Origin of the sequence: Caloramator sp. ALD01 (assembly GCF_000472625.1) — a bacterium.
GTDB classification, from domain to species: domain Bacteria; phylum Bacillota; class Clostridia; order Clostridiales; family Caloramatoraceae; genus Thermobrachium; species Thermobrachium proteoclasticum.
Genome location: NZ_AXAA01000016.1, coordinates 25,327 through 40,314 on the forward strand (window position 1 = coordinate 25,327; position 14,988 = coordinate 40,314).

Annotated in this window: 13 protein-coding genes and 1 tRNA gene; 3 read left to right on the forward strand and 11 right to left on the reverse strand. The window is 33.2% G+C overall.

Going from position 1 to position 14,988, the window contains the following annotated elements:
• Nucleotides 1-18: 18 nt before the first annotated feature.
• From A3M9_RS0107860 to rnhA, 5 genes are all read right to left on the reverse strand, one after another.
• Nucleotides 19-381, reverse strand: a complete 363-nt coding sequence (locus A3M9_RS0107860) for a phage holin family protein (RefSeq protein ID WP_027308739.1) — start codon at nt 379-381, stop codon at nt 19-21.
• A gap of 80 nt (nt 382-461) precedes the next feature.
• A tRNA-Glu gene (locus tag A3M9_RS0107865) sits at nt 462-536 on the reverse strand.
• 69 nt (nt 537-605) lie between these two features.
• Complete coding sequence (locus A3M9_RS0107870; RefSeq protein WP_027308740.1) at nt 606-1,031, reverse strand: YaaR family protein; 426 nt, start codon at nt 1,029-1,031, stop codon at nt 606-608.
• Nucleotides 1,032-1,461: 430 nt separating this feature from the next.
• Nucleotides 1,462-3,030, reverse strand: a complete 1,569-nt coding sequence (gene pckA / locus A3M9_RS0107875; protein WP_027308741.1) for a phosphoenolpyruvate carboxykinase (ATP) — start codon at nt 3,028-3,030, stop codon at nt 1,462-1,464.
• A 163-nt stretch (nt 3,031-3,193) separates the two neighbouring features.
• Entirely contained in the window at nt 3,194-3,658 is a 465-nt protein-coding gene (gene rnhA, locus A3M9_RS0107880; protein ID WP_027308742.1) for a ribonuclease HI, read from the reverse strand.
• 113 nt (nt 3,659-3,771) lie between these two features.
• Here rnhA and ftsH point away from each other — a divergent pair, with 113 nt between their 5' ends.
• Entirely contained in the window at nt 3,772-5,511 is a 1,740-nt protein-coding gene (ftsH, locus tag A3M9_RS0107885; protein ID WP_027308743.1) for an ATP-dependent zinc metalloprotease FtsH, read from the forward strand.
• A gap of 279 nt (nt 5,512-5,790) precedes the next feature.
• Here ftsH and A3M9_RS0107890 read toward each other — a convergent pair whose 3' ends face one another.
• The gene (locus A3M9_RS0107890) at nt 5,791-6,588 is read right to left on the reverse strand and encodes a hypothetical protein (protein WP_027308744.1); all 798 of its coding nucleotides are present in this window, start codon (nt 6,586-6,588) and stop codon (nt 5,791-5,793) included.
• A gap of 152 nt (nt 6,589-6,740) precedes the next feature.
• Between A3M9_RS0107890 and A3M9_RS0107895 the strand changes: the two genes are divergently transcribed.
• Complete coding sequence (locus A3M9_RS0107895; RefSeq protein ID WP_027308745.1) at nt 6,741-8,714, forward strand: methyl-accepting chemotaxis protein; 1,974 nt, start codon at nt 6,741-6,743, stop codon at nt 8,712-8,714.
• Nucleotides 8,715-8,741: 27 nt separating this feature from the next.
• Here A3M9_RS0107895 and A3M9_RS0107900 read toward each other — a convergent pair whose 3' ends face one another.
• On the reverse strand, nt 8,742-9,815 hold the full coding sequence (locus tag A3M9_RS0107900) for a tol-pal system YbgF family protein (protein ID WP_027308746.1): 1,074 nt from the start codon (nt 9,813-9,815) through the stop codon (nt 8,742-8,744).
• A 13-nt stretch (nt 9,816-9,828) separates the two neighbouring features.
• The gene (locus tag A3M9_RS13475) at nt 9,829-10,773 is read right to left on the reverse strand and encodes an RsmB/NOP family class I SAM-dependent RNA methyltransferase (RefSeq protein ID WP_159431446.1); all 945 of its coding nucleotides are present in this window, start codon (nt 10,771-10,773) and stop codon (nt 9,829-9,831) included.
• 110 nt (nt 10,774-10,883) lie between these two features.
• Here A3M9_RS13475 and A3M9_RS0107910 point away from each other — a divergent pair, with 110 nt between their 5' ends.
• Entirely contained in the window at nt 10,884-12,353 is a 1,470-nt protein-coding gene (locus A3M9_RS0107910) for a nicotinate phosphoribosyltransferase (protein ID WP_027308747.1), read from the forward strand.
• Between the two features lie 202 nt (nt 12,354-12,555).
• On the opposite strand, the gene A3M9_RS0107915 is transcribed toward A3M9_RS0107910, so the two are convergent.
• The 3 genes from A3M9_RS0107915 to atoD all read right to left on the reverse strand — a co-directional run bounded on the left by A3M9_RS0107915 (nt 12,556) and on the right by atoD (nt 14,880).
• Nucleotides 12,556-13,455 (reverse strand): DUF362 domain-containing protein, encoded by a 900-nt coding sequence (locus A3M9_RS0107915; protein ID WP_035166161.1) that lies wholly within the window; start codon nt 13,453-13,455, stop codon nt 12,556-12,558.
• Between the two features lie 109 nt (nt 13,456-13,564).
• Complete coding sequence (locus A3M9_RS0107920) at nt 13,565-14,227, reverse strand: 3-oxoacid CoA-transferase subunit B (RefSeq protein ID WP_156897886.1); 663 nt, start codon at nt 14,225-14,227, stop codon at nt 13,565-13,567.
• Entirely contained in the window at nt 14,224-14,880 is a 657-nt protein-coding gene (gene atoD, locus A3M9_RS0107925; RefSeq protein ID WP_027308750.1) for an acetate CoA-transferase subunit alpha, read from the reverse strand. The genes A3M9_RS0107920 and atoD overlap by 4 nt, the downstream gene beginning before the upstream one ends.
• Between the last annotated feature and the right edge of the window lie 108 nt (nt 14,881-14,988).

The window sequence follows — 14,988 nt, forward strand, 5'->3', positions numbered from 1 at the left end:
CATCCCTAAACGGTTCTTTTAAAACACATCTGTTGGAATCAAGGCATCAAAGAGTCCAATCACAAGTGCTCCTATCAATGCACCAGCTATACTAACATATACACCTGACACAAAAAATTGTGTAAGGTAAATAATAGCTGCTGCAATAATAAAACCACTTAATCCCCTGCCAAAGGGTGAAGCATCAATTTTAAACACTGTTCCTGCTAAATAATCAAGCAGCGTAATCACAATTGATGCTAAAAATGCAGTCCAAAATCCTACTACTACAAATCCAGGTACTAAAAAACTTACTGCCAAAAGCACCACTGCATTTACCACAAACTTTAATAATGTACTTAAAATTCCTGCATTTTCTTCTCGTTTTATTTCTCTTGCCATTATAAAACCTCCCTTCAACACTATTTTTTCACCAAAAGGGAGATTTATTCATAAAAAAAGAACCCAAAATCGGGTTCTTCTGGTGACCCTATGGGGATTTGAACCCCAGCTACCGCCGTGAGAGGGCGGCGTCCTAACCACTAGACCATAGGGCCATCTTCTTTACACTATTTATTTTAGCATATTTTTATAATTTGTCAATATATTCTACAAATTCAATTTATTTATTTGTAAACATCTACAAGCAATCCCTTTATTTCCTCTATCTTATCTGCAAGCTCTATTGTCTCCCTCTGCTGTTCTATTAGTTCCCTTGTTATAGCATCCACCTTTTCATTGATAATCTCAATTTTAATATGGAGACCATAGCTATATGGCCCAACCTCTCTTTTTAAAATATATGCATTTTTTACCACATAATTTAAATACTCCTGTACCTTTTTTCTATACTCCCTTGCATCCTCTACGCTTCTTGTTGCTATAAGTTTTTTACCTAACTTATCTATCTCATTTAGCATATTTTGTAAATTTTGCTCTGTTTGGTCTTTGTTTGCCAAATCTAATGCAGCTGAAAAGCTTGATGAAACAGATGTTTTTGCTACCTGCTTAGTTTCTGCAGAATTTGTTCTATTTATACGATTAACTCTCATATCATCACCCCAAATAATGTTTCAACAACATTATACAACAAATAATATAATAGTTGAAGGACATTCTAAAATAAAGGATGCCATAGGAATTTAAAATTCTATGAGATTGTTGACAAACCTACTTTTTAGATAAATTATGAAAAAGCCCTATGAATGGATTTCAATGGGCTCTTTCGTGAGCTTTAGCAATTCTTAGCTTTTCGACTTTGAAAAAGTCCGTAATTCGGCACAGGACGTGCCGAGCCGAGCGGCCATCAGGACGATGGCATCGCGAGGGTAGGACTTTTTCAAACAAAGAAAGGCTTAGAATTGATTAGCGAAATGAACGAATGCCCAAGAAATCCTTCATAGGGCTAATCAAAATATACCTTTTTCAACAGCCTAATAGGATTGTAAAATCCTATGTGTCACCCTTTTGCTAATAAATACTCTATGCCCAAAGTTCCTTTTCTACTTTATCTTCCTCTTCCCTTCGAAATCTCTTAAAGTTTTCTCTAAATCTTTCTTCCAATTCTTTTGCATATTTAATATATTCATCCTTATCCTTCCAAGTGTTTATAGGATTTAAAATCTCCTCAGGCACACCATCTATATATGATGGCATATTAAGTTTGAAAATTGGATGAACAACATATTCAGCATTATCAAGCTCTCCATTTATAGCTGCCTCAACCATTCTTCTTGTGTATTTTAAATTGATTCTATTACCAACCCCATAGGGACCACCGCTCCAACCAGTATTTACTAAAAATACCCTAACATCGTACTTTTCTATTTTTTCACCAAGCATTTTTGCATATTTCAATGGGGATAGCGGCATAAACGGTTCTCCAAAACACGCTGAAAAGGTAGCCTTAGGCTCCTTTATTCCTCTTTCTGTTCCCGCCAACTTGCTTGTATATCCTGACATAAAGTGATACATAGCCTGCTCTTTAGTAAGTTTAGATATAGGCGGAAGAACACCAAAGGCATCTGCTGTTAAAAATATTATTGTCTTTGGATGTCCACCTTTCCCAGACTTTAAGGCATTATCTATGTAGTCAATTGGATATCCTGCTCTTGTATTTTCTGTTAGTGATGAATCATTGTAATCTGGTACTCTATTTTCGTTTAAAACAACATTTTCAAGTACAGTACCAAACTTTATTGCATTATAAATCTGTGGTTCCTTATCCTTATCTAATCCAATACATTTTGCATAACATCCACCCTCAAAATTAAACACACCCTCTGTTGACCAGCCGTGCTCATCATCTCCTATTAGATATCTATTTCCGTCTGCTGAAAGAGTTGTTTTACCCGTTCCTGAAAGTCCAAAGAATAGTGCTACATCACCATCTTTACCTACATTTGCAGAACAATGCATAGGTAAGACATTTCTTTGAGGCAATAGATAATTCATAACAGAAAATACAGACTTTTTAATTTCACCACAATACATAGTTCCACCTATAATTACAACCCTTTTTTCAAAATTTATAATAACAAAGGCCTCTGAATTTGTACCATCAACCTCTGGTATCGCCTTAAAGTGTGGAACTGCAATTACAGTAAAATCCGGTTCAAAATCTTTTAAATCATCTTTTCTTATAAAGAGCTGGTGAACAAATAAATTTTGTACAGCCATTTCATTTATAAACCTTACCCTTATTCCAAATCTCTCATCCGCACCGGCATAGCCATCAAAAACATATAAATCTCTGTTTTCCAAATATGCCATAAGTCTTCCATATACTCTGTTGAAAACATCTATTGAAATTGGTTTATTCACCTTACCCCAATAGATTAAATCGTGAACATCCTCAGTATCAACTATAAAACGATCCTCAGGAGACCTTCCTGTATATACTCCTGTAGTTATAGAAATTGCACCTGTATCCGAAAGAACTCCTTCATTTTTTGATACAGAATGTTCAACTAAATCGCCAACAGAAAGATTATAAAATACATTTTTAGGATTTATTATACCTATTTTCTTTAAATAATCTAATAACTCCATATTCCTGCCCCCTATATAATTATTCATTTTTATTTTACGCTTTTGCAGTAAAAATTGCAATATAGAGTTTGTAAATATTTTTTTCTTTCATTGTACGACATATATGTTATTTTTCGTGTATCACATTCCCTCTCATTTCGACAATTTGGTAAATCATAATTGGTTATTTATTTAACATATTTGCTTCGATTTCGTCCATAGCTAAGTTTGCAAGTTCATCACATCTATTATTGTAGAAATCATCACTATGCCCCTTAACCTTAATAAACTCAACTTCGTGAATCTTAGTAAGCTCAATAAGTTTTTCCCACAGTTCCCTATTTTTCACTGGCTCCTTATTACTGTTTTTCCATCCGTTCTTCTGCCACTTTTCTATCCATCCTTGATTAAAGGCATTTACAACATATGCTGAATCGCTATGAAGTTTAACCCTACAGGGCTCCTTTAACATACTTAATGCATCTATAACCGCAGTAAGCTCCATTATATTATTTGTAGTCCTTTCAAAACCCTTTTTTATTTCTTTTATCTTGTCCTTATATATTAAAACACATCCATAGCCTCCTACCGCCTGTTCGTTTCCGTTGCCTCTACATCCACCATCTGTATATATTGTTACTTCCTTCATTTTAAAACCTCCATTCCTCAAATTAACAAGGTAATTCTCTACCATTTTATTTTACAAGATTAAAAATTGTGTGTATATTTATGTTATGTAAACTTATTTGAGAGGGGGATATAATGAATAAGCTCAAAAAAAAGAATATCATAATTCCAATAATTTTAATATTATTTTTGATTACAATATCACTTATATCATCAAAAAATTCTAACTCCCAAACGCAAATGATGTATAAAGACTTCATATCAGAAGTACAAAAGGGAAATGTTGCTGAAGTTTATATTACAAATAAAGAAACTATGCAATTTAAATTAAAGGACGGAAGAATTCTAACAACTGAAAATCCAAGAACACTAACCCTAAAGGAAAATCTACTAATAAGTGGTGTTAAGGTTTATGAAAAAAGCATAAATCAAAGTTTAGAAACAATAATACTCGCAACCATCGTAGTTTCTCTAATTTCTGCTTTTATTTATTTAACAACAAAAAATTCAAAAAGTAAAGGGGGAGCCTTTAGGCTATCCAAGATAGAAACAGAGGCAGTAACAGAAACAGGAATTACCTTTGACAATATCGCAGGAAATGAAGAAGCAAAGGAGAGCATAAAGGAATTAGTTGACTTTATAAAAACTCCAGAAAAATATGCAAAATTTAAAGCAAGAATGCCTCGTGGAGTTATACTATATGGTCCTCCTGGAACAGGTAAGACATTAATTGCTAAGGCACTTGCATCGGAAGCTAATGTTCCCTTCTTTGCTGTAAATGGTTCTGATTTTGTTCAAATATATGTAGGTGTTGGTGCAGGAAGAATCAGAGACCTATTTAAAAAGGCAAAGGAAAAGGGAAAGGCAGTAATATTTATTGATGAAATTGATGCAATAGGTAAAAAGCGTTCAATGAGGGCAGATAGCGGTTCTGATGAAAGAGACCAAACTTTAAATGCACTTCTATCTGAAATGTCAGGTTTTAACAGCAGTGATGGCATTGTTGTTATAGCTGCAACTAATAGGCTTGATACTTTAGATGAGGCTCTTTTAAGACCTGGAAGATTTGATAGACATATCGAGGTAAACCTACCTGATGTTAAGGATAGGGAAAAGATATTGAATCTATATTTAAAGGACAAGCCACTTGCTGAAGATGTAGATATAAGTAAAATCGCCAAAACTACAGTATATTTTTCAGGTGCTAAACTTGAAAATCTTGTTAATGAAGCTGCTATAATTGCTGCAAAGGAAAACTCACCAAATATTACAATGGAACACCTTGATCGTGCACTATCAATTGTAATTGCTGGTGCTGAAAAGAAGAATAAAGATGTAATTTCAGAGCTTGATAGAAAAATAACAGCATATCACGAAGCAGGACATGCTCTTATTTCAAAAATTACAGGAAACTCAAGCGTAAGAAAAATAACGATTATACCCAGCACAAAGGGTGCAGGTGGATATACTTTAACAGTGCCAAAGGATACAAACTATCAGACTAAAAAAATGCTCCTTGACACTATAAAAATATATCTTGCGGGAAGAGCTGCTGAAGAAATCATATTTGGTAAGGATAATATAACAACAGGTGCTTCAAACGACATAAAAAAGGTAACAGAAATAATCATAAGTATGATTAAGGACTTTGGTATGTTTGAAGTATCAGGACTTCTGAGCTATTCTGTGATACAAGAAAATTCATATATTGATATGAAACAGATAGTAGATGCAGCAAATGATATTGTTAAAAAGCTGTATAATGAAGTTTTAGATATGTTAAATGAAAACATTGAAAAACTTCATAGGCTGTCAAATGAATTGTTAGAAAAAGAAACTATTTACGAAGAAGAGATTGATTATATTCTTCAATAAATTTAAGTTATGTTAATTATGCCCCTTAATTTTATATTAAGGGCAGATTGTTGAAAAAGTTAAATATTGATTAGCCCCATAAAGGATTTCTTTGGCATTCCTTCATTTCGCTAAGCAATTCTAAGCTTTTCTTTGTTTAAAAAGTCGAAAAGCAATAATTGCTAAAGCTCATGAAAGAGCCAAATAAAATCCTTTTATGGGGCTTTCATACTTTAGATAACAAGTAGATTTATCAACAATCAGCTATTAACTTTATATTAAGTAAGGGGCATATTAAAACTAATTGTAAAAATAGAGCATTCCTCTATCATATTTTAAGAATCCTTTTCCCTCTGAAATAGAACTTGATTCTTGCAGACTGTATTTTTTCTTAAGTTCCTCCTTTATATAGTTTTTATTTAAAAGATGTCCAACAAAATGGACTTTAAAATTATCCTCCCTATCTACAACAATAGAAAAACTATCTTTACTATTCCATTTTCTTAAATTATCAACTATATGTATTAAATCCTCTAAAAGTTCAAAGCCTGACTCTACTTCAAATAAAATAGATTCTTTATTTGTTATATCCTCCTCAATTTTAGGATATGAGTAATCATCTAAGCACTTTAAGACATACTCAACTCTTTCTATTACCCTTTCATCTATAGGCATAGACGAAGAATAAAATTTTTGTAGTATTCCAGCCAATTCAACAACAAAATGAACATTTACAGAATTATTAAGGAACAAATACTTTAGGGCCAGTATGCTCATTTTGTCATTTAGGCTAAAAAGAAAATCAAAACCATCAAGCCCATCTACTATAAGTTCCATTATTGGGCCTTCTAAATCCATCTTAACATCCAATGATTTTTTATAATAAAGTATTTCCTTTATATCAACTATTTTATTAAGCTTTATTATAAAATTAACTTCACCATTTTCATCAACATATATTGTACTTCTTTTATTCTTTAATATTTTATATAAAGTTTCATAATATCTAAAGCTAAGTTGCTGCATATATGATTTTTTATCTATAGCCTTGTTGTTAACTGTATAATCTGCCCTATTTATTCTTTCAATAATTTGCATTAATTTCCCTCCCAATTATTTGCTATTTATATTTTACTAAATTCCACAATATTTTTCACTATAAATAATTTAAATATTAAATTTTTGTATTAACACTCAAGTTTTTGTATAAACTGTCGAAAATTTTAAAAATAAGTCGAGAGGTGTTTGATATGAAAAAAACTAAAAAGCTAAGTTTCAAACTTATCCCAATCATTCTACTTATGGCTATATTGCCTATAATTATAACCTCCTCCTTTACAATACTAAAATTTGGTGGTGTAATTGAGGGAAAGGTAAATGAGCTGACATCACAGATTGCAACAGAAAAGGCCGCATATGTTGACCAATTTATAGAAAAATATGAAAAACAGATTGAAGCTATAATTAAAAATCCCGCCACTTTAAATATTAATGAGGAAACTCTAAATGCAACACTGCAATCAACAAAGGAATCTGACTCAACTGTCCTTTATTCTTATATGGGAACACAGGATAAGCAGATGTTTATTTATCCAAAGGTTGAATTCCCTGCAGGTTATGACCCAACTTCTCGTCCTTGGTATAAAGAGGCAGAATCAAATTTTGGAAAAATCATTGTTACAGAACCCTATAAAGATGCGGCAAGTGGACAACTTGTTGTAACAGTTGCAAAGGCTTTAAAGCTAAATAATGGTAAAACTGCTGTTGTAGCAGAGGACATAAATATGACATCCCTTGCAGAGGTTGTGTCAAAAACAAAGGTTGGAGAAAAGGGATATGCTTCAATAATTCTTCCTAACGGTTCAATTCTTGTTCACCCAGATACCTCCCTCATTGGATTAAACCTTGCCGAAAAATATGACTGGGGTAAAAGGATAATTGAACAAAAAAAGGGAAATATAAAGTATCATTTCAATGGTTTAGATAAAATAATGGGTATTGCAAACTCTCAAAAGACTGGATGGATACTTGTTGCAACTCTATCACAGGATGAATACGCAAGAGCATATAAGAGCACATTAATAACAACCCTTATTTTGATAGCTATAATCATAGTTGTAGCAATAGTTATAGGAATACTAATAGTAAGATATATAACAAACCCAATAAACATTTTAGTTGAAAATATAAAATCAATTTCAGATGGTGACTTAACTGTTGATATTAAAATAGATAGAGATGATGAAATAGGAATAATACAAAATAGCCTATCTCAACTTGTTAAAAACCAAAGACAAATAGTTTCTGAAATTGTAGCAACAAGCTCACAACTTCTTGGTGCTTCAAGCGACATAAATAGTTCTACAGATAGCAGCGTAAAGGCAATTAATGTAATAACAAAATCTATGGAAAGCATTGCATCATCAACACAAACTAATGCTGCAAGTATAGAGGAAGCAAATGCTGGTATTGAAGAGATTGCATCAAATGCTCAACTTGTTGCAGAGTCTGTATCAAAGGTTAAGGATAATAGCGAAGAGGCCGTTAATGCGGCAAATAGCAGCTATCAAACAGTAGAAAATACAACTTACGCGATGGAAAAGATTAAGCACTCTGCAACTGAAGTTATGGAGGTTGTAACTGAACTATATGAAGCTTCAAAGCAAATAGATATAATAGTAAATACCATTACAGATATAGCATCACAAACAAATCTTCTTGCTCTAAATGCTGCAATAGAGGCTGCACGTGCTGGAGAAGCTGGTCGTGGCTTTGCAGTTGTTGCTGATGAGGTTAGAAAGCTTGCAGAAGGAAGTAGTAATGCTGCTAAAAATATCGGCAAACTTATAGAAAACATACAGATAAAGGTTGAAGCAGCCGTTACAACAACTAAAACTGAAATAGAACTTGTTGAGGAAGGAAGCAGAGCAACAGAGGAATTAAAGGCTGCACTATCAACTATACAAAAACAAATAAATACCTTAAATAAGCATATAGAAGAAGTTGCGGCTGCTGCAGAAGAACAATCTGCATCTGCACAACAGATGTCTGCAGTTATAAATACTATAAGTCAATCAATAGAAGAAACAGTAAAGACGACAGATGAGGTAGCTTCAACAACATTATCACAATCTGATGCTATAAATGTTATACACGAATATGCAAAGGAACTTGAAAAAATAGCTGACAAACTAAAAGAACAAATGAATAATTTTAGGATATAATTTATGGGCCAATAAACTAACAATCTATTAGTTTATTGGCCCAACTATTGTCATATGTTTTATACCTTCAATTAATTCATCTAAGTTGTCTATTTCATAGGGGATTGTCTTTTTTAAGCTCTTAAAAATACTAAGAGCTCTAAAATACTCATTCATATAGTAGTAGGATAATCCTAAATTATAGTATAGGGATATATAGGAATCTACCTCAAAATCTCCAAGGGAAGTTTTTTCATAAACATCTATTGCAAAATTAAACATATCCCTGGCCCTTTCAATATCCCCCATTTTAATGTATACACATCCTAAAACATTATAGGCTTCTGGTACAAAGGATAAAACTTTAATAATGCTCTTTGCAATATCAAAGGCCTGTTCAAAATTTCCTTTATCATAATAATCCCAGCACTCATCTAAGAGCTTATCATATTGTTCAAGTAAATCCTTTGCCAAATATTCAAATATTCTCCTTCCAATGTCATTAGGGATAAAGCTTTCATTTTGAACACTACCTAAATTTAACCTTTCTAACACCTCTTCTGAAATTCTCTTAAAGGCTAAACTTGAATTTAGCTTATTTATAGAACCAAAATAGGAAATTTTGTAAATTCCGTTCTCCCTTAAGGTATCTGTTTCTTCTATTAATTTTTTTGTTGTCTGTGAAAGTAGTGCAAATATATACATTCTTGATTCTAAAGATAAATATATATCTTTAGATTTAAGATATGTATTCCAATCTACATTCAAAAGTAAAAATCTTATTATCTCCGCAGTTAAATAATATCTATCTATATTTCTTATTAAAAGTTCCTTTGAAGTAAGATTAAAATCTTCACCATCACTTAATATACCCTGAATTTTTAAAAAATCTAATAAAAGTTTTATATATGCTGAACTTCTTTTAAAGTGTTTTGCTACCAAATCTATAATCAGCTTTTCATTTTTTACTATACTTTTGTTTTTAGATATCTCATCAATAGTATCTAAGAGCATAATCAAATCATCAATAACTATATGTGAAATATAATTATTTTCCTTTAAAAAATTATACAAACCATCCCTCTTTGCTGATACATCAAGAACCTGTACTTTATTTAACATTTATCTCCTCCATCTAATTCTTTTTTATTTTGCATACAAAAAAACCCTCAAGTTCTTTAGAAGGCAATACTCTTATTGCCTTACTTATACTTTTATCATACCTATCAGTAAATGCCTCCACAACACCATTTATTTTAAGATCAATATTAAGTATTTCTATATCAAGATTGTTTAATGCCCAATCTAAAACCTCTTCATTCTCTTTTCTATTTAATGTACAGGTTGAATAGACCATTATTCCACCCTTTTTTAATGCCTTATATGCACTTAAAAAAAGCTTTCTTTGAAGATTAGACAGCCTATTTACCTCCCTATGTGACCAGAATCTATATGTCTTAACATCTTTTATATTAAATCTTCCTTCTCCACTACAGGGTGCATCAAGCAAAACCCTGTCAAACTCCTCAGGATACTTATCCCCAAGCTGCTCTCCCCTACCGTTTACAACCTCTACTATACTTGCCCCCTGAAGCTCTACATTATATTTTAACCTTTCACATCTTATCTTATCAAGTTCATTTGCTAAAATATATCCCTCATTATTCATCATTGCAGCCATCTGTGTTGTTTTACTTCCTGGTGCTGCAGTCATATCTAATATTTTTTCACCCCTTTGAGGATCTAATACAAGTGGAGGAATCATACTTGGGAGGCTCTGTATATAAATATATCCATTCTTATAAATATCAAGCTTTTCAAGGGACTTCTCATCTGCATTTTTTATTATAAGTGCATCCTTATACCACTGAACCCTATCAAATTTTATATTTATGCTTTTAAAATACTCCATTAGGCTACTTATATCATACTTTAGAGTATTAACCCTAAGGGTTGTATACCTATCTCCCATAAAGGAATAGAGCATTTTATCTGCTGTTCCTACTGAAAACTCTTCGTATATGTAATCTATAAATTCCTCTGGAAGCCTTCTCTTTACATCTGAAATTGAAGCCAACAAAATCACCATCCTAAATATTAAATTTATTATACTTGTACTTATTTACTTAAAGTAATAAAATTATATTAGCGTAAAGATTTTACTACATTTTGTTGAAAGGAGCAAGGTAAATGTCCTTAACATTCGATTGGAAGGAAGATAGAAATCTATCTTTGTTGGTTGATTTTTATGAACTAACAATGGCAAACGGGTATTTTAAAAATGGTGTTGGTGAAAAAATAGCATATTTTGATATGTATTTTAGAAGGGTTCCTGATAACGGGGGATATTGTATCGTAGCAGGGCTACAACAGCTAATTGAGTATCTTAAGAATCTTAAATTTAGTGATGATGACATAGAATTCTTAAAAAGTAAAAATATATTCAACGAAGAATTTATAAATTACCTTAAAAACTTTAAATTTACCTGCGACGTATATGCTATAAAAGAGGGAACTCCGGTTTTTCCAAATGAACCTCTACTTGTTGTTAGAGGCCCTATTATGCAGGCTCAGTTTATTGAAACAATGGTTCTTTTAACTATAAACCATCAGACACTTATCGCAACAAAGGCTAACAGAATTGTGAGAGCTGCAGAAGGGAGAACTGTTTTAGAATTTGGTTCAAGAAGAGCCCAGGGGTATGATGGTGCTATATTTGGTGCCCGTGCTGCCTATATTGGAGGAAGTAATGCTACTGCCTGTACCATTGCAGAAAAACAATTTGGCATACCTGCCGTTGGAACAATGGCCCACAGCTGGGTTCAACTTTTTGATTCAGAACTTGAGGCCTTTAGAGCTTGGGCAAGAACATATCCTGAAAACTGTCTATTGTTAGTTGATACCTATAATGTATTAAAATCTGGTGTACCAAATGCCATAAAGGTATTTAACGAAGAACTACTACCTCGCGGAATAAGACCAAAGGGTATAAGAATAGACAGTGGAGATATAAAGTATTTAACTGAAAAGGCAAGGAAAATGCTTGATGAGGCTGGATATCCAGACTGCCAAATTATTGTTTCAAATTCCCTTGATGAATATATAATAAAGGATGTATTAAGACAAGGTGCAAAAATAGATGGATTTGGAGTTGGCGAAAGATTAATTACAGCAAAATCTGAACCTGTATTTGGAGGCGTTTATAAACTTGTTGCAGTAGAGGACAATGGCAAGATAGTGCCTAAGATTAAAATAAGTGAAAACGAAGAAAAAATAACAAACCCAGGGTTTAAACAAATTTATAGACTTTTTGATAAGGAAACAAACAAAGCCATAGCAGACCTTATAACCTTCCACGACGAGGTAATTGATGAAGATAAACCACTTGAAATATTCGACCCTATTTTTACTTGGAAGCGAAAAACAGTAACTAACTTTTATGCAAGACCACTGTTAACTAAAATATTTGACAAGGGAGACCTTGTATACACTTCACCTTCAGTAAATGAAATAAGAAGCTATGCCCAAAGGGAACTTGATACACTTTGGGATGAGGTTCTAAGATTTGAAAATCCTCATAGATACTATGTAGACCTTTCAACTAAGGTTTGGGGATTAAAGCAGAGACTGTTAAATAAATATACCAAAAATTATAAATAAAAAACAATCAAATTTACCCCATAATGGGTTTTGATATATATTGCTTAGAAGTGATAATTGATAAGCCCTATGAAGGGATTTTATAAAATCCCTTCATAGGGCTATTTAAAAATTAAGCAAACATACATTTGCTTTAAAGGCAAATTACTTTTATGGTTCTAAATAGAAAATGTCACATTTCACTTGGGTGGCACTTTTTGTATTATTCATCTACAGAGAACTCGCTTCCATAGGCAATCTTAGAGAAGGCCTTTTCTGCATCAATAAGCTTTACACCCTTTATATCTATATTATCAAAATTCGCCTGTCCTATTCCATCTTTAATCAGCCTAAAAAGATAGTTTACCGCCTGTGGTCTAAAACCAAGAAGCCTTGCACAAATAGTATCTACAGCAACTGCATCTAATCCAGCAATTAGCATATCGGTATGTACTGCAACACCCTTTGAGGGCCCTGTACCAATCATAGCAGGACTTAGGCTTACAATTGCCAAATCAATTGGTATCTCCTTTGCCATTGCATATATAAACCCGTGCAAATCCTCGTGTATTCCAAGGGATTTTTTAGGATAACCGTGTATTTCAGCTGGTGGAAGTGATAGTGCCATATTCTTTATTGATGCAGACATTGTTGCCTCTTCGTGTACTTTAAGCTGCGTAAAGGAGATTAAAACATCTGATTCCTTTATTATTTTATTAATCTTGGTGCTTTTTACTATGCTGTGCTGTAGCTCTAAATCAAAATATTCTCCAAAGTTTAAGTCAATAAACTCCACCTGCTCTTGGTTTAAAATAACATCATAGCCATTGGACTTTAGTACATCAAGCGTATTGGCACCTCCTGCTCCCCCTGCAACTACAAGCCTCTTTGGATTTTTGGACTTAATGTATCGTATAAGTTCCCTTAACGTTTCTCCTCCAACAACAACTCCTTTATTTGGAGGGTTTATATTTACAAGGTTTGCAATTATAGTTACTGTAGTTGTATTATCTACTAAGCTTTGGATTGGAAGATAACCAAGTGCCTCCCTCAGTGCTGCCTTTTCATCAGGATTTTTTCCAATACCAACTATGTTACTCTCAAGTCTCTTTTTCCTAATCATTAACATCACCCCAATTTATTTTTACCAAATATAACAATTTTATTATAAAAAATAAAATAGCAATCATATCACCCTTTAATAAGTTATAAGTGATATGACTGCCATTAAATTATACCTCCATAACCTTAAGTTCAGGAGAAATTATTAAATTTGCCTCTGTAGCTCTAATAACCTCCTCAACTGTTGTATCAGGTGCAATCTCCTTTAGCAAAAGCCCCTTTTCAGTAACCTCAATAACTCCCATCTCAGTTACTATTAGATTAACCTCTTTAGCTGCTGTTAATGGTAGTGTACACTTTTTTAGAATTTTTGGTGCACCCTTTGCAGTGTGTTCCATTGCAATAATTACCTTTTTAGCACCAACAACCAAATCCATAGCTCCACCCATTCCAGGCACCATCTTACCTGGAATCATCCAGTTTGCAAGGTTTCCCTCTTCATCAACCTGAAGTGCTCCAAGTACAGTTGCATCAACGTGCCCTCCTCTAATAATAGCAAAGGACATTGCACTGTCAAAGCAGGCACCACCCTCTTTTATAGTTACAAATTTTGCTCCTGCATTAACAAGGTCTTTATCCTCTTTACCCTCCTCTGGTGCTGGCCCAAGCCCTATGAATCCATTTTCTGATTGAAGGATTACCTCTACATCCTTATCTATGTAATTTGCAACCTCCGTTGGAAGACCAATACCTAAGTTTACAACATCTCCATCCTTAAATTCCTTTGCAACCCTCTTTGCTATAACCTCTCTAACTCTTTCCTTATCTATCATCTTTCTCCCCCCTCAACAATATAATCAACTAATATATGGGGAGTTACTACATTTTCTGGCTCTATTTCCCCAACCTCCACAATCTTTTCTGCCTCAACAATAACTATATCAGCCGCCATTGCCATTATAGGGTTAAAATTCCTTGTAGTCTTTGAATACCATATGTTACCCTTTTTATCAACCCTACTGCCCTTTAGTATTGCAATATCTGCCCTTAGGGGTTTTTCTAATATATACTTTTTGCCATCAATTTCAAGTACAGTCTTTCCTTCCTCTACTACTGTCCCAATACCAGTTGGTGTTAAAACTCCGCCAAGTCCTGCACCATAGGCTCTAATCCTTTCCACCAGTGTCCCCTGTGGCACAAGCTCAACTTCCATTTCACCACAGTTCATCTGTCTTCCCGTTTCAGGATTTGTTCCAATATGAGATACTATTGCCCTTTTCACCTGTCTATTTGCAACAAGCTTTCCAACACCCTTATCTACAAAGGCAGTATCGTTACAAATAATAGTCAAATCCTTTACACCTTTTTTTACGATTGCATCTACAATAGTCTCTGCTGTTCCTACTCCTAAAAAACCGCCAAACATAATAGTTTGACCATCTTTAATTAGCTCCATAACCTCATCAATCTTTTTAATCTTGTTCATACGCCACCTCCATAACCCCCATTCTAATTATATAATATAAAAAAATAACAACATTAACAATTTATATTATTTTTAAATTTTCATAATATTTTGTTTATTTCTTTATAT

Coding starts and splice junctions, on each gene's coding strand:
- ftsH (WP_027308743.1), top strand. CDS start 3,772: ATGAATAAGCTCAAAAAAAAGAATATCATAATTCCAATAATTTTAATA.
- A3M9_RS0107900 (WP_027308746.1), bottom strand. CDS start 9,815: ATGTTAAATAAAGTACAGGTTCTTGATGTATCAGCAAAGAGGGATGGT.
- A3M9_RS0107895 (WP_027308745.1), top strand. CDS start 6,741: ATGAAAAAAACTAAAAAGCTAAGTTTCAAACTTATCCCAATCATTCTA.
- A3M9_RS0107915 (WP_035166161.1), bottom strand. CDS start 13,455: ATGATTAGGAAAAAGAGACTTGAGAGTAACATAGTTGGTATTGGAAAA.
- A3M9_RS0107890 (WP_027308744.1), bottom strand. CDS start 6,588: ATGCAAATTATTGAAAGAATAAATAGGGCAGATTATACAGTTAACAAC.
- pckA (WP_027308741.1), bottom strand. CDS start 3,030: ATGGAGTTATTAGATTATTTAAAGAAAATAGGTATAATAAATCCTAAA.
- A3M9_RS0107860 (WP_027308739.1), bottom strand. CDS start 381: ATGGCAAGAGAAATAAAACGAGAAGAAAATGCAGGAATTTTAAGTACA.
- A3M9_RS0107920 (WP_156897886.1), bottom strand. CDS start 14,227: ATGATAGATAAGGAAAGAGTTAGAGAGGTTATAGCAAAGAGGGTTGCA.
- rnhA (WP_027308742.1), bottom strand. CDS start 3,658: ATGAAGGAAGTAACAATATATACAGATGGTGGATGTAGAGGCAACGGA.
- atoD (WP_027308750.1), bottom strand. CDS start 14,880: ATGAACAAGATTAAAAAGATTGATGAGGTTATGGAGCTAATTAAAGAT.
- A3M9_RS0107870 (WP_027308740.1), bottom strand. CDS start 1,031: ATGAGAGTTAATCGTATAAATAGAACAAATTCTGCAGAAACTAAGCAG.
- A3M9_RS0107910 (WP_027308747.1), top strand. CDS start 10,884: ATGTCCTTAACATTCGATTGGAAGGAAGATAGAAATCTATCTTTGTTG.